The sequence below is a fragment of the Spirosoma flavum genome (assembly GCF_042686045.1).
In the GTDB taxonomy this organism is placed as follows: domain Bacteria; phylum Bacteroidota; class Bacteroidia; order Cytophagales; family Spirosomataceae; genus Spirosoma; species Spirosoma flavum.
In genome coordinates, this window is record NZ_JBHUOM010000042.1 from 15,357 (window position 1) to 32,553 (window position 17,197).

Here is a 17,197-nt window from a genome sequence, read left to right on the forward strand (position 1 = left end):
GTAGATTATGTCTTTATTCTATTCTTTCTTTTTAGACCTGCCAGCTTGCTTAATAATTTAAGTAGCTGATAAATTTAATAATTACTTAACGAATCAATCCCTTTTTGCTGAGTTATATAGGTGCGATCGATCAGCTAGGACTCGGTTAGTCATAATCCCAGAATGATGGAGAACCAAAACCAGTATGCCGATCGAGACCTGAGTTGGTTATCGTTTAATTACCGCGTCTTGATGGAAGCGGCTGATACAACCGTTCCTCTGGCCGACCGGGTCAAGTTCCTGGCCATTTATTCGGCGAATCTGGATGAATTCTTCCGGGTACGCGTGAGTTCGCTACGGAGTTTAATTTCATTACGGAAGAAAAAAATAACTAAACGTCTGTTGAGCGATCCTCAGGATACACTTTCCCAAGTGCTGGCGGTGGTCGATCATCAGCAAGGCCAATTTAATGCCCTCTTTCAGGAAGCGATATTGCCCAAGTTGCAGCAGCACGGGATTACTCTATACCAACAGGAACCACTATTTGACACGCATCGCCACGAGGTGGATCGCTTTTTTCGGAGTACGGTGCTATCCTATCTACAGCCGGTGTTCGTTGATGCACGACTATCCAGAAAGGGTAAGCACCGACTTCCTTTTGTGGACAGTCAGGCACTTTATCTGGCCTTGATCCTGCGGCTTAAACCCGGTGGATCTGCCGGCCAGATTGACCAGGCTGGAGAGTTGCCTGACGGCAATCATTTTGCCTATATAAATATTCCGGCCGATAAACTTTCCCGTTTTGTGGCACTCTCTGCCATCGATGGCCAGCACTATTTCGCCTTCCTGGACGATGTGATCCGGGCCAATCTGTCTGTTATTTTTCCCGGTTATCACGTACTGGGCAGCTTTAGTTTTAAACTTAACCGCGCGGAGGACATCGATATTAAAGATGAATACCGAGGCAATCTGGTCAAGAAAATTAAGCGGCAACTTAAAAAGCGAAAAACAGCACCCCCTGTTCGATTTCTCTACGATGGCAGTACTGACGCTGAATTACTTGCTCCGTTTACCCATATACTCAAGGCGCATCCCGACGAGCTACAGGCCGGTGGTCGCTACCACAGCCTGAGTGCCTTATTGAAATTACCCTTACCAGTCGGTCCTGATATGGCTTCCCCGGCCCTGATACCCCTGTTGAAACCCGAATTTGACGTAGAGGAGTCCATTTTTGCCGCTATTGATCAACGAGACCGTATCCTGCATTTTCCCTACCAGTCGTATGAATATGTATTACGCTTTTTTAATGAGGCCGCAATAGACCCGCTGGTGTATACGATTGACGTGACCCTCTATCGAATTGCCGCCGACTCTCTTATCGCCAATGCCCTGATCAGCGCAGCGCGCAACGGCAAGCGAGTCAGCGTATTTGTAGAAGTTAAAGCTCGATTTGATGAAGCCAATAACCTGCGGTGGGCCGAGCAGATGGAAGCGGCCGGAGTACACATTTTCTACAGTTTACCGGGCGTGAAAGTGCACGCCAAGATTGCCCTGGTCAAACGGCGTCCACATACAACAACCGCCAATCCGACCCAGTACGCCTACTTGGCCACCGGAAACTTCAATGAAGTGACGGCGGAAATTTACGCAGATCATGGTCTTATGACGACTTACAAGCCCATGGTGCGGGAAGTAGGAAAGGTGTTTGCTTACCTGGAAAAGCATAAACCGATCGGTAAGCTGCGCCATCTGTTGGTCGCTCCCTTCACGCTTCAGGATCGTTACCTGGCCCTGCTGGATCGGGAAATCAGTTTTGCCCGGCAGGGGAAAGTAGCTCGGCTCACACTTAAGCTAAACGGTCTGGAGGAGACTCTCCTGATTGATAAGCTATACGAAGCTAGCCGGGCCGGTGTCGTCATCGACCTGCTCATCCGGGGAATTTGCTGTTTAGTGCCCGGGGTGCCCGGCATGAGCGAGACCATCCGCGTGATTCGGTTAGTAGACCAGTTCTTAGAGCATGCCAGGGTGGCTATATTCCATAATAATGGGCAAGAGGAAATCTATTTGGCGTCAGCTGATTGGATGACGCGCAATATTTACCACCGCGTCGAAGTGGGTTTTCCTATTTATGATCCGACGATACGAGCCGAAATTCGTCAACTTATCGACTTTCAACTGGCGGATAACACCAAAGCCTGCTTGATTGACCAGCAGGGTAACAACCAGCCGATCCGGGATGTGAATGCGCCCCAGGTCAGGGCCCAACTTGCCATTTATGACTGGTTAAAGCAGCAAGCCAATGAAACTGATACTTCCCTACAGGGCCTCCATGAACGCAACTAATGCTTTCTTTTCGTCGGTTGTCAGGTGTAATTGATCGAATGGCAAGGTTTGATTCTCCAGCTTAAAGCCTAGCCCATTTCCGCCACCCTTATTATAGAATTCGACTACTTCGTCCAATGTCTGGTAAATGCCGTTGTGCATGTAAGGTGCTGTACGGGAAACATGACGAACGGTTGGCGTTTTGAACGCAAACCGATGCGGCTCCCGATTGGTCAGGATAAACTTACCCACATCAGCGTCAACTTGTCGGCCAGCCGCCGTGGCCGGTATACCAATGACTTCGCTTTCGGTTTCCTGATAGGCTGGTGGAACGGTCCCGTTAAACAGCGGAAAGAAGTGGCAGGTGGCGCATTTAGCTTTACCCATGAATAAATTGAAGCCATGTTTTTCTTCCGCCGTCAGGGTTACATTCTGACCCCGTAAATGCCGGTCAATCCGAGAATCAAGACTGGTTAGGGAGCGGATGAAACTGGCAACTGCATTTTTGAGCGTGGCCTCCGTGACGCCTTGGGGATAGGCTCTTGTGAAAAGCGCCTGATACTGGGTGTGTTGTTTCAGGGCCTTGACGGCTTGCGGCAGCGATCCGTGCATTTCTGCCTCATTCTGAATCACGTCGCTCGCTTGGTCTTCCAGAAATACGACGCGTGAATCGGCAAACTGAACGGCCTGTAAAGCCGCGTTAAGCAAGGTTGGGGCATTACGGGCAATATGTTGCCCTCCCAAACCAATGGCTACACTTGCGGGCTCACCGTCCGTAAACGCGCGTGCTGGCTGATGGCAGCTAGCGCAGCTTCGGCCTGGCTGCCCCGATAAAATGGGATCATAGAATAGCAACTTTCCTAACTCGACCCGATCTGGAGTTGACCGCTGGAAATTGAAGTTGACAAAATAATCGGCGTCAAATGCCCCTGAATCAGTCAGTGTCCGGACTGAAGGGTTTAGTAGTCGACTTTCATTAAAGACAGGTACGTTCAAGGCTTTTTGGGCATCAAGCAGTAAGCTACTGAGTACATTAGCCCGTAGGGTAATGAATGTAAGCCGGTCGAACGTGTCGAAATCGGGTGCTGAGAGAAGACTGGTACGGGCGGCAGCAAACGCTCCATCGAGATGTTCGGCGAGATCACTATGTTGACTGACCAGGTTATAATGAACCAGTTGCTGTTGCAGACTTTCGAGCGCGCTGGCAGTTTCGGGCAGGGAGTAAAAGGCCAGGGGGGAGTCGAAACCAGTAAGGCCCAACGTAATCAGGCGAAACACTTCCAGCCGCATAGCGTCGAACACATGACTGTCTGTCACGTCGTTACCAGCCGAAATTAGACGAAGGCGATTGACATTGGTACGTAAAACGGCCGCATATTGCATGGCATCTGCCTGCCTCGCCGTATCAATGGTGGGAAACAGTAATTCTTCCAGCACCTGAAACCCTTCCGGCGCGTTAACGCGTAGGTCGTCATCTACTTCGGGGATATTAGGTCCATTGAGTGCCTTGGTGGTCTCGGGGCTGTAATAAGCCGATAAAAATTCGACTCGTTTGTAGGCCAGTCGGGCGCGCCGAAAAGCGGACTGGATAAGCGGACGCGGCTCCTGCGATGAAATGGCTCGTTGTAATTGGTTGACGGTACTATCCAGATTGTTAATGTCTTGCATGAACTGCGCCTTCACCGCCTGCGTGGGTGTCGGCTGTGGCCGTAGCCAGCTATATACACCAAACGCGCTTAGTAAACCTACCAGACTCCACACCAGCAGGCGAACTCGACGGGGCTTGGTAGGGAAGGTATGTATAGAATCGGAAACCATTCGATAGATAAGAAAAAAACCTGACCGGAATCTTGTCCCGGTCAGGCAGTTGGAAAGCGATAAGGATTATTAGCGGGGTAACCCTTCAATGAGAATAAGTTGACTGGCCTGATTTTCAGCTTTACGAACCGAACCACCATCAACACCCAGGTATTTATTATCCCGCCAGGTATGCGCTTGAATACCCAGCATGAACGTATTTGGGCGGCCTGTTACGTCGGATACGTCAATCATACCACTGCTTTCCCATGAACCCAATTTCGATACGCCACCCACGTTATATTTGGCCGCGTCAGTTTCCGTTCGGCGGTGGTCCAGAACAAGAATAGGCATCAATTTGCCAGAACTCAATTCGTATTGATACACATATGCGTCATGCTTCTCATCCCCGTATTCGTTGGGGTCCTCCATGATGTAGGCATAGTTAGTCGTCACGCAGATATTGTCCGGGTCCTGGAACATGTTAGCTGGGCCAGTCCGGTCGTCACCATTAAGTACTACCTCCAGCTTGCCCTTTGTTGGATCGGATGCGTCCAGCGTCAGTCGGTAAATACGGCCATATTTCGAGCGCGAGTAATCAGCATTGACGCCTGTGTTGTTCTGTCCAGTTACGACAAAAAACACTTCCCGGCCATTTGCCCCGCCCCCTTTGCGATAATCAACATCTTCGACCCGGCCAAATTTGATGGCTTTCAGTTCGTTTACTTTCCCATTGATCTGCGCACCTGTTAACGTTTTATGGTTATCAATTTTAACGAACTCAACATCGTATTTTTGACCCATTGTCATGTCCATTTCGCGTTGGTTACCATCCGTCCGTTTGAGCATGTGTAGTGCTCCATTTTCTAAATCTCCTACAGTGTTGGTGAGATAGAGAGCCACCTGCCCCCCGTTCACATCCGAATCGTCATCCCCAATAACGATCGCGGTTTTGCCTGGATAGGCCGTTTTAGGAAGAGGTACGGCATTTTCTGCACTCCAGCGTCCCAGCGCAGACACTTCCCGCGACATGGTGGCCTGTTGGGCATCGGCATTAACCGGCAACGCATGTGTGCGTGATTCCTGACCACTTTCACCACTAGTCAGAAACAACGGACCAAAACCATGTTCAAGCGGAGTGACCAGTGTGGCCGAGCAAAGCCGCCAGGTTCCCCCATCGGAGTTGAGAATGTATTCGCCTTTAACGGGTTTAAAGGAGGGGTCGAGCGTGATGCGTGATACCGCAAAATTGTCTTCATTGTTAACCAGAACGGTGTAGTTGCCATCGGGATTCTGGAAAATGCCCGCGCCATCAGCCGAACCGCCAAACACAAAAGAAGGGGACTGGTCCAGCTTATCATCACTACTTAGCAACGAGTAAAGTTTAATACCGTCTACCGCCAGACGTCCACCGGCAGCACTTGGTAGTACTTTAGCTAATACTGGAGTTACCGAGCGATTTTGAATGGTAATTGCCGGGCTGTCGGGTGCCCGATGGTCCTGGCAGGCCGCGAGTGCCAGGACAGACAATGCGGTTGTTGTGGATAGGAAAAGTTTATTCAGTTGCATGAATTCGTGTTAGTAGATTATTCTACAAAAAAACGAATATGCTTTTTCTCAAATGGCCGAATAAGATTACGATTCTGCAACCAATTGCACCGGCTTATTAATGTTATTTTAATCTGACTGAGGTTATCGGCTGCATGTTGGCTAGTTGACAAGTGCATTTTCGTCAAATAGCACCAGCTAGACACATACTTTGCTGGTTGAGATAACTTAATCGGCTTGGGTTACGGGCTAATTTTAATCGACCTTGTATCGCCTTCGCCAACGTAGTACATCAATTTTTAACCTGTTGATGTACTACGTTGGCGAAGGTCTTTCAACCCAGGCTTCTGCTAACTTTTATACCAAAACCTTCAACGGTTTATATTTTTTTGCCATTCTCTTTTCAACGGCTAAAGGAGCGTAAATGAAATAGGCAGGCTGGTTCTTACGTTAACCGGTTTGCCATTTTGCTGGCCGGGTGTCCAATCCGGCATCTGCTTGATTACCCGGACGGCTTCCTCATCGCAGCCTCCTCCGATACCCTGTCTTACTTGCACTTCAGCAATACGGCCAAGGTTGCTCACCACAAACCCAACGATGACCTTACCTTGTATGTTTGTTTTCTGAGCTTCGAGTGGATAGCGTAAATTCTTTATCAGGTAATTGCTTAAACCTCCCGTCCCACCCTGCGGAATGGGAAGTTGATCAACTTCGACGTCTGTATAAATCTTGCCTGTCAAGCTTGATTGGTCTGGAGCGGCCTCTTTGGGTGAGCACGTCACTAGCAGGGCCAGAAAAGTCAGTACAAGCGTGTAACGACACAAGGTGCTGAACGCATTCTGAATATTGCTCATCTTGTCAGTTGGGAGATTCACAAAGAACTAATTGATCTACAAAGTAAGTTACTGGTATTCAGTAATACATAGATGAATAAGGCATTGACTATAAGCATATTAACCTATCAAAACAAGACGTCGTATTTTCATTGTTCATTAGTGTTGTTTTGTGTTTCTAACTCGTCGACTGATGGTATTTGTTCATCTGGATCAGTAGCAGCCTTCTTCGACTTTTTCTTTGGCTTCTTATTCGTCTTCCCGTTGTCAGGGCTCTGTTCGGATTTAAGTTGACCGTATAATGCTTTCAGTAAGGTTTCCACCTGAACTAGTTTATGCTCAACCTTCTCTTGGGCTTGGGCGGACTTCCTTACTTTTTTTCGCAGATTTTTTAACTCTTCCAGTACTTCCTCTAGGTGTTTGGCTTTCATCTTTATTTTTCCATTTAGCTTCCCCATCGTTTAGGTATACAAAGCACTACTATTTTGGTGTACAGTCGCTAAATTGTATATCAACATTTTGTTAAACATAACCTTTGCTGCCGTATGCATTTTAGTTGGTTCAGCCTAAAGGCCTGTCTACGGGTAGCGGTCTGTTTAGTATTTTGCAGCCTTTTCTGAATCTTCGTCAACACCTTCTATTCTGAGAGGTGGGTTAATTCCATTTAAACATACTCTGGCTGACAAATAATAAAAGATTGGCTATATACATGAGCCAATCTTTTATTATTTACTGTTTCTTTGCCTGCTTACGCGCTTTGTATTCCTGAAAACGATTTCGATACTCATTTACCTGTTCAGGGGTGTATTTTTTCTGATATTCCAGGGGTAGGTCAAGCCGTTCGGGCGACAATACGGGTGCCTGATCGGTGAGGGTATTCTGTCCGTTGCTGGCTTTGGTCAGTTCAAATGAGTCATATTTCTCACCCGTTACGGTATACGATTGGTACGTCAGTTGATCGCTGTTTATAGATATGGTTTGATAGAGCTGTGTGTTTGAAGCCGCGCGATCCATCCAATCCTGTAAGCCTATATCGTACATCTTCGGCCCACTTACCGACACGACGTAGATGGGGCCATCAGGGTGTTTCCGACTTTTGCCCAAAGGCATATTCAAGCCCCGACCATAGGTATGATCATGACCCTGTAGCACCAGATCAACATGATATTTTCGGTAAATGGGTTCCATACGTTCCCGCCACAGGTTATTGTCGCGCCCCTTTGCCGTTGAGTAAATGGGATGATGGTGTGTCACTACCGTCCAGCGATTGGGATTTTTACTCAGCACCTGCACCAGCCAACTAGCCTGGGTCGTCATGGCCAACGTATCGAGAAGGGCGAGCTGCGAATTAAGTGCTATAAATCGAGTGCCTTGATAATCAAAATAGTAAGCTGTCTCCTCAAAGCCTTTTGGACCGTTTTCGGGTAGCACGAATGAAGGACGCCAGTGCTTCGATACCTGAGGTTTACCCTGTTCATCCTTATAATACTCGTGATTTCCTGGAACGGCCAACGTTGGTACCTGACCATTGATCCAGCCGCCTGCTTCGAACCATTCGGCCCACTGCCAGTCGGTGTTAGAGCTGTTGATCAGATCGCCCGCATGAATCATCAGGCTCACAGTAGGCAACGTGGAATATGCTCCGCGAATGGCCCGCGACCAAAGTGATCGGATGTCGTTCTGGGCGTCACCGAAGTAGAGAAACGAGAACGGAGCCGGACGATCCTGCGCCGTTTTGAACTGAAACCATTCCGTCCAGTGGGTGCTATCCCCAACCCGATAATTGTATTTGGTATCTGGCTTCAGATTGTTGAAATGAACGGAATGATAAAGCACATTTTTCCCATCAATCCTGACTCGTTCGGTAGTAGCTGAAACGAGCGTTGCTTTACCTTCTAAATCAGGAGAAGGATCGGCTTCAGCGATGGCACCAACCGCCTTCGTGACTGTCGAATCGGTGCGCCAGTTCACCGATTGGGACGTAGCAGGATTGACCTGCCAGCCCAGAATTACCCGGTCCGGATAAACCGATGGTGGATAATCTTTATGAAGCTGAGCCTGAGCCGACAGTGCCATCAAGGCAAGACAGAAAATTTGGAAAACGGGGCGCATACTAAATAATTTATGGCGTTCGTGTACTAGTTGCCGCTTGAATGATATTTCTGTAAAATGGCCATAATTTTGTGCTGGATTTCGGTATTTTCATAAACACCGCGAAAATCCAGGGAATGCGGACCGTAGGCGAAAACCGCCACCATAATACCAGAATGGTCATTGGTGCTGAAGTTACCATCAACGTAACCTCGCTTCAGATCCCCATCTAAAAGACTCAGCCCACCCGTCTCATGATCCGCCGTGATGATGACCAGCGTTTCACCATTTGAGTCGGCAAATCGAATCGCATCTCCAATGGTTCGGTCGAAGTCCAGCATTTCCTCCACCACGTACCGCATATCGTTGGCATGGCCGCCATAGTCAATCTGAGCGCCTTCGGCCATGATAAAAAAGCCCGCTTTATTGGGCTCGAGATCATGTATCGTTTTTAGAAGACTTTTCTGCAAAAAGTCTTTACGACCTTTGTTAATCGCCACGACTGACGAATCATCAAGCAGTACAAACGGGCGTTTCAGGTTTTCCAATTGCCCAAACGTAGCACCAATCTGATAACCCCGCTGACGTAGTGTATCCAGCACTTTTTCTTCGGTAAAATACCGATACCCGCCCCAATCAGAATGTCTACCGGATTTCGAAGAAAATCGGAGGCAATTTCCCGCTCGAACATACGGTCAGGTTGGTGCGCATAAAAAGCAGCCGACGTAGCGTCGGTCATGGTGCCCGCCGAAATCAGCCCACTTACCATAGTCCATTTCTTGATCAACGTCGGAATGGCGGGGAGTGACTTGCCCGTCGAATCGACGCCAATGGCCCGATTATTCGTTTTTTGTCCCGTCGCCATAGCCGTTGCTCCGGCTGCCGAATCGGTGATGTAGGTATCTGCCGCGCTGGTTTTGGAGAAACCGATGTTCAACAGTTTAGCCAGATTCAACTCACCCCGGTTGGCGGTAAGACCAGCATAAATCTGGGCAAGTCCCATGCCATCGCCAATGAGCAGGATTACATTTTTGACCCGGCTGCGGTTATCGTTATTGCGGTACGTTGGCTGATAAAGGACGTAGGGTGTTGGGTTCTGGTATTCAGCCGTTTGGCGCAGGCTGAGAAAATGACCAAGCGAGGAAATGTGATCGGTATTGATGTAATCAATGCCGAGTTTCATCAGGGATTTCCAGGAATTGACGTTGTCGGGCGTGGCCCAGAACCTGATTTTTTTGCCTTGTCGATGCACTTGCTGGATGACATTCTGAATTGTCACCCGTTCTTTTTTTACGATCAACCCTTTGCCATTCCAGCGGGTATACTGTGTGAAATCCTGGCTGATCAGGCCAACGTGCGCGAGTTGTTCAGGGGTATAAACAACCTCGGGCCTTCCATCGAACTGAAGCCAGTCTGGGTAATTATTGAATTGATCCGGTGATGGTACATTACCACTCACAACAACTTTTACGACTCCACCCGAGCCAAAAATGTCCGGATAGGCGCTTAAAGCACGTACCAAAATTGGCAACGACAAGCGGGCTGGCGTTTTTAAGTCGATCAACCATTGCAGACCGTAATTGGCATTAGCGTAGATATTTCCTTTGTTGGCACGTACTTTTTCGACAATGGGCTTGATGTACAACGCGTCCAGCGTCCGGGTGGACGTAATATCGGCGGAGTCGTGAGCCACGTAAAGCTGGCCATCACGAGCGTATATGTCCGCTTCGATGGAGCCGAATTTCTGATCATACGCCTGCCAGAATGGAATCGTTTGTTCGTAGTCGTTATGCGAATGCGCCTGAGCGGGCGAATAGACGCTACCGGTCTGGGCTCCGGCAACAGAAGTCGCAATAAGCCCGACGACTAGAGCCGATAGAAGTTGTTTTTTCATGGGTTTGTTAGATAAATGCCCGGCTGAAATATATACTCCAGCCGGGCATTCAAAAAGCTTGTTTACTTGTATGCGCTTACCAGCCCTGATTCTGCACCAGCGAACCTTTGCTATTTTGAATCTCGGTTGGCGGAATCGGCCATACGTTCATCACCTGCGGATTGAACGTACGTGCTTCGTAGATAACACGACCATCGGCATGGTGAAGCGGTTGTGCGTAGACCGCCTGCGCATCGCCCCAACGAACAAGGTCAAAATGCCGGTCGGTCCACTCGCCACCAAATTCGCAACGGCGTTCCCGCTTCAAATCCGTCATCGTAGCCCCAGCAAGAGCAGAAAGTCCGGCGCGAGCACGTATCTGGTTAAGTTCAGTATCGGCGTTTTTGCTTTGCATCAATTTGGCTTCGGCTTTCATTAGCAGGATATCGGCGTAACGTAGCAGCGGCACGTTGAGTGACGTCGATGGTTTATCGCCGTTGGGGTTAACTGTCGTGCCGATTGGATTGGCATACGTGTAAGGTTCCATATACTTACGGAACTGATAACCCGTTCGGTTACTGGAGCTTACCGTAAATGCGCCAACATTAAATGTACGCTCCTGACCAAAGAACATAAACTTGTCGCCGGTTTTTAGGATGGTTACTTCCCGACGTTTATCGCCTGTCGGATACACATCGTACAGTTCTTTGGTCGGATAGAAGTTGCCCCAGCCGTTGTATAATCCCCAGCCTTTATCTTCCAGACAAACGCCCGGAAAGATGCAGCCAACCCGCGTATCCTTGGCGCTCGACGTAACTGACCAAATATATTCTTTCGTCCAGTTATTCGCCGATTTGAATACGTCTTCGTAGGTGGTTAGCAAGTTATGTTTACCGCTACCAATTACCAAATCCGCATATTTTTCGGCATTCGCCCAATCTTTAGCGTACAGATACGTCCGAACCAGATACGCCCAGGCCGCAGTTTTGTGCGCCCGTCCGTAATTATCGGCGGAGTATTCCGAAAAGTAAGGCAGGAGGTCGGCTGCTTTTTTGAGATCTTCAGCAATGTAGGCGTAATTCTCGGCTACATTCTTCGTCCGCGACACATAGATATTTTCCGGGTTCGTGCGGTCCTGAATCGGTATGCCCGCACGGGCGTCACCGTAGCGGTAGGCCAGTTCGAGGTGCATAACGGCATGATTAAAATAGGCTTCTCCCAACATCCGGTTTTTGAGCGTTTGGGTCATGGTAATGCCCGGCAAATTGCTAATCACATCATTGCAGCGCTTCATTACCTGATAATGTTTGCCCCAGATCGGGCGCGTATCCGACTCGTTGCCATCGACCTGAAAATTCTTGATCCGTTCGGCATTAGCGCGCGGTTTAGTACCTATGTCATCGCTGGCGTTATTGAGCCAGAAGAAGCCCCGGCCATACATGTCGTCGTCGCTATAGAGTTCATAAATGCTGTTGACTCCAGCCAATGCATCGCTTTCTGTCTTCCAGAAATTACGCGTTGTGGGGGCGCCCTGCGGTGTAAGATCCAGTTTGCTGCTACAGGCAAACGTCAGCCCGCACAGGGTTGCTATAAAAAGAGTATGTGCTTTTTTCATGGTTGCTTGTCGTTAGAAAGAAATGTTTGCGCCAATCATATACACGCGGGCCAGTGGATACTTGGCCACATCAAGACCAAAACTGCTGATACCTACTTCGGGGTCCATGCCCGAATAGTTGGTGATTGTCAGCAGGTTCTGTCCGGTCAGGTATAGCCGAGCGCCTATGCTTTTGGTGAATGTGCGGGGAAGCGTGTAGCCAATGGTCAGGCTTTTCAGACGCAGGTAACTACCATCTTCAAGATAGAAATCCGAGATGCGACCGAAGTTGTTATTTGGGTCTGAACCAGCCCGCAGCCGGGGAATTGTGCCACCTGTGTTGGTTGGGCTCCAGGCGTTTTTCACTTCTTCGAGCATGTTATAACCCGGATAAGCACCCGGATTCAGGGCCAGGTTCTTGACCGAATTGAAGATTTTGTTACCCGCTGATCCTTGAAAAAACACATTCAAATCGAAGCCTTTGTAGCCCACATTACTATTCAGACTGAAGGTCTTTGTGGGGAGAATGCTTCCCAGCACTACCCGGTCGCTGTCGTCGATTTTGCCGTCGCCGTTGCTGTCTACGAAGCGAAAATCGCCTGCTTTGGCATTCGCCTGATAGCGCGTACCAGTGGCATTGACATAGGCGGTGGCTGCTTCATCGGACTGAAACAGCCCATTGGTCCGGTAGCCAAAGAAGGCACCGTACGGTTGACCGACAATATGAAAATTGGAGTTTGGTAGGCTACGTACCGTTGAGCCCGTTGGCTGTAAATCCTGACCCGGAGGCAACGCCGTTACCTGATTCTTAAGCAGCGATACGTTCGCCGTTACGTCAAATTTAACGGCCCCAAAATTCCGCTGATACGTCAGACCCAGTTCGATGCCCCGGTTTTGGGTCGATCCGGCGTTGATGGTCCGGCCACCCGGCGCACCCGCTACACCCGGCAGCTGCTCCTGAAACAACATGTTTTTGTTTTGTTTCGAGAATACGTCGATTGAGCCGACAAGCTGATTCCGGAATAGGGCAAAGTCAAGACCAATATTAGTTTGGGTCGACGTTTCCCAGCGCAGGCTGGAGTTTGACAGCGCTTTTTCGGCGTATCCGAAATTAATAGTTGGATCAGACCCAATCAGGGAAAGCGTTTGTCCAAGTGGGACGCTATAGGCATAGTCGCCCAGACCGGCCAGGTTCCCAATGCGACCCCAACTGGCGCGCAGTTTCAGGTTGGTTAGCCAGTTCGCTTTTTTCAGGAATTCTTCATCACCAATCTGCCAGCCCGCCGAAATTGATGGATACCACTCCCAACGGTTCTCACTCAGCAACTTGGACGTACCGTCGCGCCGGACGATTGCCGACAATAAATATTTATCGTTGTAACTGTAATTGAGTCGCCCAACATACGACTCCAGGCCGCGCTGAATGATGGATGAATTGCCCGCGTCGTAGAAAATTTGCTTGGCGTTCGCCAGATACCGTTGGGAAGGATCTTCACTGTCGAAGCCCGTGCCGCGCACTCCAAATGATTCTATTCTGGTTTTCTGATACGTATAGCCTGCCAGTGCATCGAGGTTGTGCTTGCCGCCGAAAGAGCGTTTGTAGGTGAGCAACTGTTCAGTTAGCAGGTCGTTCGATTCATAACTACTCTGGTATAACTCGTTGAAGTCGAATATTTTACCAGGCTCCGTTATCTTGACGTTGAACTGCTTCCGGTTATTCTTGATCTGGGTAATGCCCCAGTTACTGCGGAAAGTCAGTCCGTCGATGATTTGCCATTCCAGATACGGATTAACAAACAGATTACTAACCGGATTGCGACTATCCAATCGTTTCAGGTAAGCGACCGGGTTGACCAGATCGCCGTACGAACCGGCAAAATTAGCGAGTACGCCACCAAATTTCCCCGAGCCATCTTCCGTGTAAATGGTGGCATTGGGTGGGTAAAAGATGGCCGTCAGAATCGCGCCTGTGTAAGCGCTGTTCGTGTTACCCGATTGCCCATTGTTGATATTGTACGACAGGTTTTCGCCAATTTTTACCCGTTTTGTGAGCTGGTGCGAGGAGTTCAACCGGAGGGTGTAGCGATCCGAATACGTGTTTAACAGAATCCCTTCATTTTTACGATAGCCCCCCGACAGAAAAAACGTTGATTTTTCATTACCGCCACCCACCGATGCATCGACGTTATAAAGTTTGCCCATCTGGAAAAGTTCTTTCATCCAGTCGGTTTTGGTAGTGCGGGCGGTTGGGTTTACGGCTGGATTGAACGCGCCAATTCGAGGTAAATTAGCATTGTCGGTTGCGGTGTTCATGGCATCGGCAAAGCCAGCGGCATCGAGTGGTTTCAGCATTTTGGCCACTTGCTGAAGTCCCTGCTGGTAGTTGACATTGACTCTCATCGGTCCACTCGTCCCTTTTTTGGTCGTGACCAGAATCACCCCCGCCGACGCCCGTGCGCCATAAATGGCCGCCGAAGCATCTTTCAATACGCTAACCGACTGAATATCATTCGGATTGATGGAGCTGAGCGTTCCGGGATAAATAACGCCATCGACAACTAGTAGAGGGTTTTCGTCGTTGAGCGACCCGATTCCCCGAATTTTGATTGACGGACTCGCCGTTGGATCGCCCCCTTCGTTGACGACCGTAACACCGGGCAGTGTACCCTGCAATACCTCAGCGGCTGAATTGTAATTACGGCTACCGATTTCTTTCGTCGGCACGGTCGATACGGCACCAAGAACATCTCGTTTTTGCTGCGATCCATACCCAACTACGACCAATTCGTTGAGTTGTTTAGCCGATTGAGAGAGAGTAATACTAAGCTGCGAACGGCTTCCCACCTTTACCTCGACGGACTCATAGCCGATATAAGAGATAACCAGGATTGTGTTATCGTCGGGTACGTTGATCGAGAATTTACCTTCGGCATTGGTAACGCTACCGACATTCCGGCCTTTAACCACGACACTAGCGCCGGGTAATACCTCCCCGGACTGCTGATCAGTGACGGTACCGGTGATTGTACCCTGGTTTGTTTTTACGGCACTAGCTGACCTGCCCTGTGACGTAGCGGGCCATTGAGCCATCAAAAAACCTGCCAGCAGCAGCCGTTGCCCGACCTGACGGGATGTTACATAGATTTTGTTCATACAGTACATTTCATTGGATAAGTGAATAAATACGCAGAATCAGCAACCGGTACCAGCGATGATGATTGTTGCACCCCTTGGCTGATCGGTCGCGTTGAGGTAAGTGCTCAATATATGGACACGTCGGGCAGTGGTGACTTTTATGGAATAATTGGCGGCTTCAGTGTACAGGTTCGCCGATCTTAATGCCTCGTTGATTTAGTGTCAGATCGACCACTGGTGCGTTTTCCTGCGTAAAATTAGGTAGAGACTATCTGGCAGGAAGGCTATTTGGGCATTGTTAATAGATTGATAATATGACTAGGACGCCAGCCATAGTCCTTACTGATTGGTTATTTTACAACCCAGTGCGTTTTCTTTTTAAAAAGTAAAAACCTCCTCAAGCTGCGCTCATGACCAGGATTGACGGCCTATAGCTCTTATTTAATCACCCTTTTGGATTCCACTTTTCAGGCATAAAGGTCTAATAACTAGTAGATTAATCGTATCTTGGCCTGAGTAGTTTATTGAACCGATAAATTTGAGTCATTATGACCAGTGATTCATTAACCGAACTCTATCGATGGGCTCGCAATCATATTGGCCAACCGCTGATGTTAGACTATGAGCTTTACAAAGTCAATGGCCAGACGGCAGGTAGTCTCTTTCTGCTACTGCGCCAGCATGGCTCGCTGAGGCCTGATGTGGAAATCCAGATTGAGTATACCCCCGATCGGCCCTTATTTTACCAAGTTGATTTTAGGTTACTCCCGGTCACGAGTCGTCTTCCTTGTCCCGAACGGCTTCACGTTAATTTAGCTAATCAGCCTGAGGTCATCCAGTGGCTACTAACAGGGAACAAACGCATCTCGTCTTCAGCCAGCAGCGAGGCTGGTGATTCTCAGAACAGTTTCTTAATATAACGACCATACATAACTCTTTTTGAAAAACACAAGAATTGCAGAGAGCGAGGGATTAGAACCAACAGCATCTATAAGAGTACTGTTAATTAACGCTCATAGGCTTACGAATGTCTACGTTCGGATCTGAAAGCATTTTACATTTATTAAACGTCCGTTTAGAAAATGTAAAATAGTTCTATCTTTGGCTCATCAGTCATTCTTTTGTGCCGTGGAACATCATTTTGGACACAAACAGTACGTCGCTTACTTTCGGGTATCGACTCAACGGCAAGGCATAAGTGGGCTCGGCCTCGCAGCTCAGCGCACAAGTGTGAGTTCTTACATTTACAATCGAGGAGAAATTGTTGCCGAATTCACCGACATCGAGTCGGGAAAGAAAAACAACCGGCCCGAATTGCTCAAAGCCATCGCGCTTTGTCAGGAGAAGGGAGCCGTCCTGCTTATTGCTAAGCTCGACCGGCTAACCCGCAATGTAGCGTTCATCTTTACACTTCGGGATTCAGGGGCAGAGTTTGTCTGTGCCGATATGCCGGAAGCCAACACGCTCACCATTGGCGTAATGGCTACGATGGCCCAGCACGAGCGGGAAGTTATTGGCGATCGTACCCGGAAAGCATTGGCTGAAAAGAAACGGGCTGGCTATCTATTGGGCAAGCCCGAAAATCTCACTTTAGAGGCCACTCAAAAGGGATTAGCGGTTCGACAACAAAATGCCCGCGAGCATGAGAATAATCGCCGGGCAGCTGCGTTTGCCCGGTCACTACGTGGGGCGGGAGAGACTTGGAGTGGTGTAGCGGCTATGTTGAATGAGCATGGATTCCGTACCCGTCGGGGGAAGCAATTTCAAGCGGTGCAGGTGCAACGGATCATTGCGCTTTTCAACTAATTAGAGGGATTGGATGGACTAAATTGAGTAAGAGTTTTTTGGCACTTTTTATAGATAAGCCCATTCGCTGTCCAACTCCATTAAAGTGGCCGAAATGGCACAATTCCTAGGGCTCTTTTTTGCCTTTATGACAGGTTACTTCAAGGGCTCTCTCATCCCAAATCAGTTTTGCAACTGTCACGTCCGATTTGGACCCTAACTATAGTGCTGGTTTAGTTC

Annotated in this window: 13 protein-coding genes; 4 read left to right on the plus strand and 9 right to left on the minus strand. The window is 48.9% G+C overall.

Annotated features, from left to right (window positions below):
* The first annotated feature begins 162 nt into the window (after positions 1-162).
* Positions 163-2,322, plus strand: coding sequence for a polyphosphate kinase 1 (gene ppk1, locus ACFS25_RS27755; protein WP_381507839.1), 2,160 nt, complete (start codon positions 163-165; stop codon positions 2,320-2,322).
* Here ppk1 and ACFS25_RS27760 read toward each other — a convergent pair.
* The 9 genes from ACFS25_RS27760 to ACFS25_RS27800 form a co-directional block, all read right to left on the minus strand.
* Positions 2,296-4,119 (minus strand): cytochrome c peroxidase, encoded by a 1,824-nt coding sequence (locus ACFS25_RS27760; protein WP_381507842.1) that lies wholly within the window; start codon positions 4,117-4,119, stop codon positions 2,296-2,298. The genes ppk1 and ACFS25_RS27760 overlap by 27 nt on opposite strands.
* 69 nt (positions 4,120-4,188) lie before the next feature.
* Positions 4,189-5,667 carry an alkaline phosphatase PhoX gene (locus ACFS25_RS27765; protein WP_381507844.1) on the minus strand — a complete coding sequence of 493 codons (1,479 nt, stop codon included), beginning with the start codon at positions 5,665-5,667 and terminating at the stop codon, positions 4,189-4,191.
* 389 nt (positions 5,668-6,056) lie between these two features.
* Positions 6,057-6,500 (minus strand): energy transducer TonB, encoded by a 444-nt coding sequence (locus ACFS25_RS27770; protein WP_381507846.1) that lies wholly within the window; start codon positions 6,498-6,500, stop codon positions 6,057-6,059.
* Between the two features lie 128 nt (positions 6,501-6,628).
* Positions 6,629-6,910 (minus strand): hypothetical protein, encoded by a 282-nt coding sequence (locus ACFS25_RS27775; protein ID WP_381507848.1) that lies wholly within the window; start codon positions 6,908-6,910, stop codon positions 6,629-6,631.
* A gap of 298 nt (positions 6,911-7,208) precedes the next feature.
* On the minus strand, positions 7,209-8,591 hold the full coding sequence (locus ACFS25_RS27780) for a metallophosphoesterase (RefSeq protein WP_381507850.1): 1,383 nt from the start codon (positions 8,589-8,591) through the stop codon (positions 7,209-7,211).
* Positions 8,592-8,617: 26 nt separating this feature from the next.
* The gene (locus tag ACFS25_RS27785; protein ID WP_381507852.1) at positions 8,618-9,172 is read right to left on the minus strand and encodes an alkaline phosphatase; all 555 of its coding nucleotides are present in this window, start codon (positions 9,170-9,172) and stop codon (positions 8,618-8,620) included.
* Positions 9,106-10,464 (minus strand): alkaline phosphatase, encoded by a 1,359-nt coding sequence (locus tag ACFS25_RS27790; RefSeq protein ID WP_381507853.1) that lies wholly within the window; start codon positions 10,462-10,464, stop codon positions 9,106-9,108. Before ACFS25_RS27790 ends, ACFS25_RS27785 begins: the two co-directional genes overlap by 67 nt.
* A gap of 76 nt (positions 10,465-10,540) precedes the next feature.
* Positions 10,541-12,058, minus strand: a complete 1,518-nt coding sequence (locus ACFS25_RS27795) for a RagB/SusD family nutrient uptake outer membrane protein (RefSeq protein WP_381507854.1) — start codon at positions 12,056-12,058, stop codon at positions 10,541-10,543.
* Positions 12,059-12,070: 12 nt separating this feature from the next.
* The gene (locus ACFS25_RS27800; RefSeq protein ID WP_381507856.1) at positions 12,071-15,190 is read right to left on the minus strand and encodes a SusC/RagA family TonB-linked outer membrane protein; all 3,120 of its coding nucleotides are present in this window, start codon (positions 15,188-15,190) and stop codon (positions 12,071-12,073) included.
* A 21-nt stretch (positions 15,191-15,211) separates the two neighbouring features.
* On the opposite strand from ACFS25_RS27800, the gene ACFS25_RS27805 reads away from it, so the two are divergent.
* The 3 genes from ACFS25_RS27805 (at position 15,212) to ACFS25_RS27815 (ending at position 16,978) form a co-directional block, all read left to right on the plus strand.
* Positions 15,212-15,376: a hypothetical protein gene (locus ACFS25_RS27805; protein ID WP_381507858.1), complete on the plus strand. Its 165-nt coding sequence runs from the start codon at positions 15,212-15,214 to the stop codon at positions 15,374-15,376.
* Between the two features lie 344 nt (positions 15,377-15,720).
* Positions 15,721-16,092, plus strand: a complete 372-nt coding sequence (locus tag ACFS25_RS27810; RefSeq protein WP_381507860.1) for a hypothetical protein — start codon at positions 15,721-15,723, stop codon at positions 16,090-16,092.
* A gap of 208 nt (positions 16,093-16,300) precedes the next feature.
* Positions 16,301-16,978: a recombinase family protein gene (locus ACFS25_RS27815; protein ID WP_381507862.1), complete on the plus strand. Its 678-nt coding sequence runs from the start codon at positions 16,301-16,303 to the stop codon at positions 16,976-16,978.
* Positions 16,979-17,197 lie beyond the last annotated feature (219 nt).

Bases quoted from the DNA above. Each gene is read 5' to 3' on its own strand.
- ACFS25_RS27770 (WP_381507846.1), bottom strand. From the start codon at position 6,500: ATGAGCAATATTCAGAATGCGTTCAGCACCTTGTGTCGTTACACGCTT.
- ppk1 (WP_381507839.1), top strand. From the start codon at position 163: ATGATGGAGAACCAAAACCAGTATGCCGATCGAGACCTGAGTTGGTTA.
- ACFS25_RS27800 (WP_381507856.1), bottom strand. From the start codon at position 15,190: ATGAACAAAATCTATGTAACATCCCGTCAGGTCGGGCAACGGCTGCTG.
- ACFS25_RS27775 (WP_381507848.1), bottom strand. From the start codon at position 6,910: ATGAAAGCCAAACACCTAGAGGAAGTACTGGAAGAGTTAAAAAATCTG.
- ACFS25_RS27790 (WP_381507853.1), bottom strand. From the start codon at position 10,464: ATGAAAAAACAACTTCTATCGGCTCTAGTCGTCGGGCTTATTGCGACT.
- ACFS25_RS27760 (WP_381507842.1), bottom strand. From the start codon at position 4,119: ATGGTTTCCGATTCTATACATACCTTCCCTACCAAGCCCCGTCGAGTT.
- ACFS25_RS27795 (WP_381507854.1), bottom strand. From the start codon at position 12,058: ATGAAAAAAGCACATACTCTTTTTATAGCAACCCTGTGCGGGCTGACG.
- ACFS25_RS27780 (WP_381507850.1), bottom strand. From the start codon at position 8,591: ATGCGCCCCGTTTTCCAAATTTTCTGTCTTGCCTTGATGGCACTGTCG.
- ACFS25_RS27810 (WP_381507860.1), top strand. From the start codon at position 15,721: ATGACCAGTGATTCATTAACCGAACTCTATCGATGGGCTCGCAATCAT.
- ACFS25_RS27765 (WP_381507844.1), bottom strand. From the start codon at position 5,667: ATGCAACTGAATAAACTTTTCCTATCCACAACAACCGCATTGTCTGTC.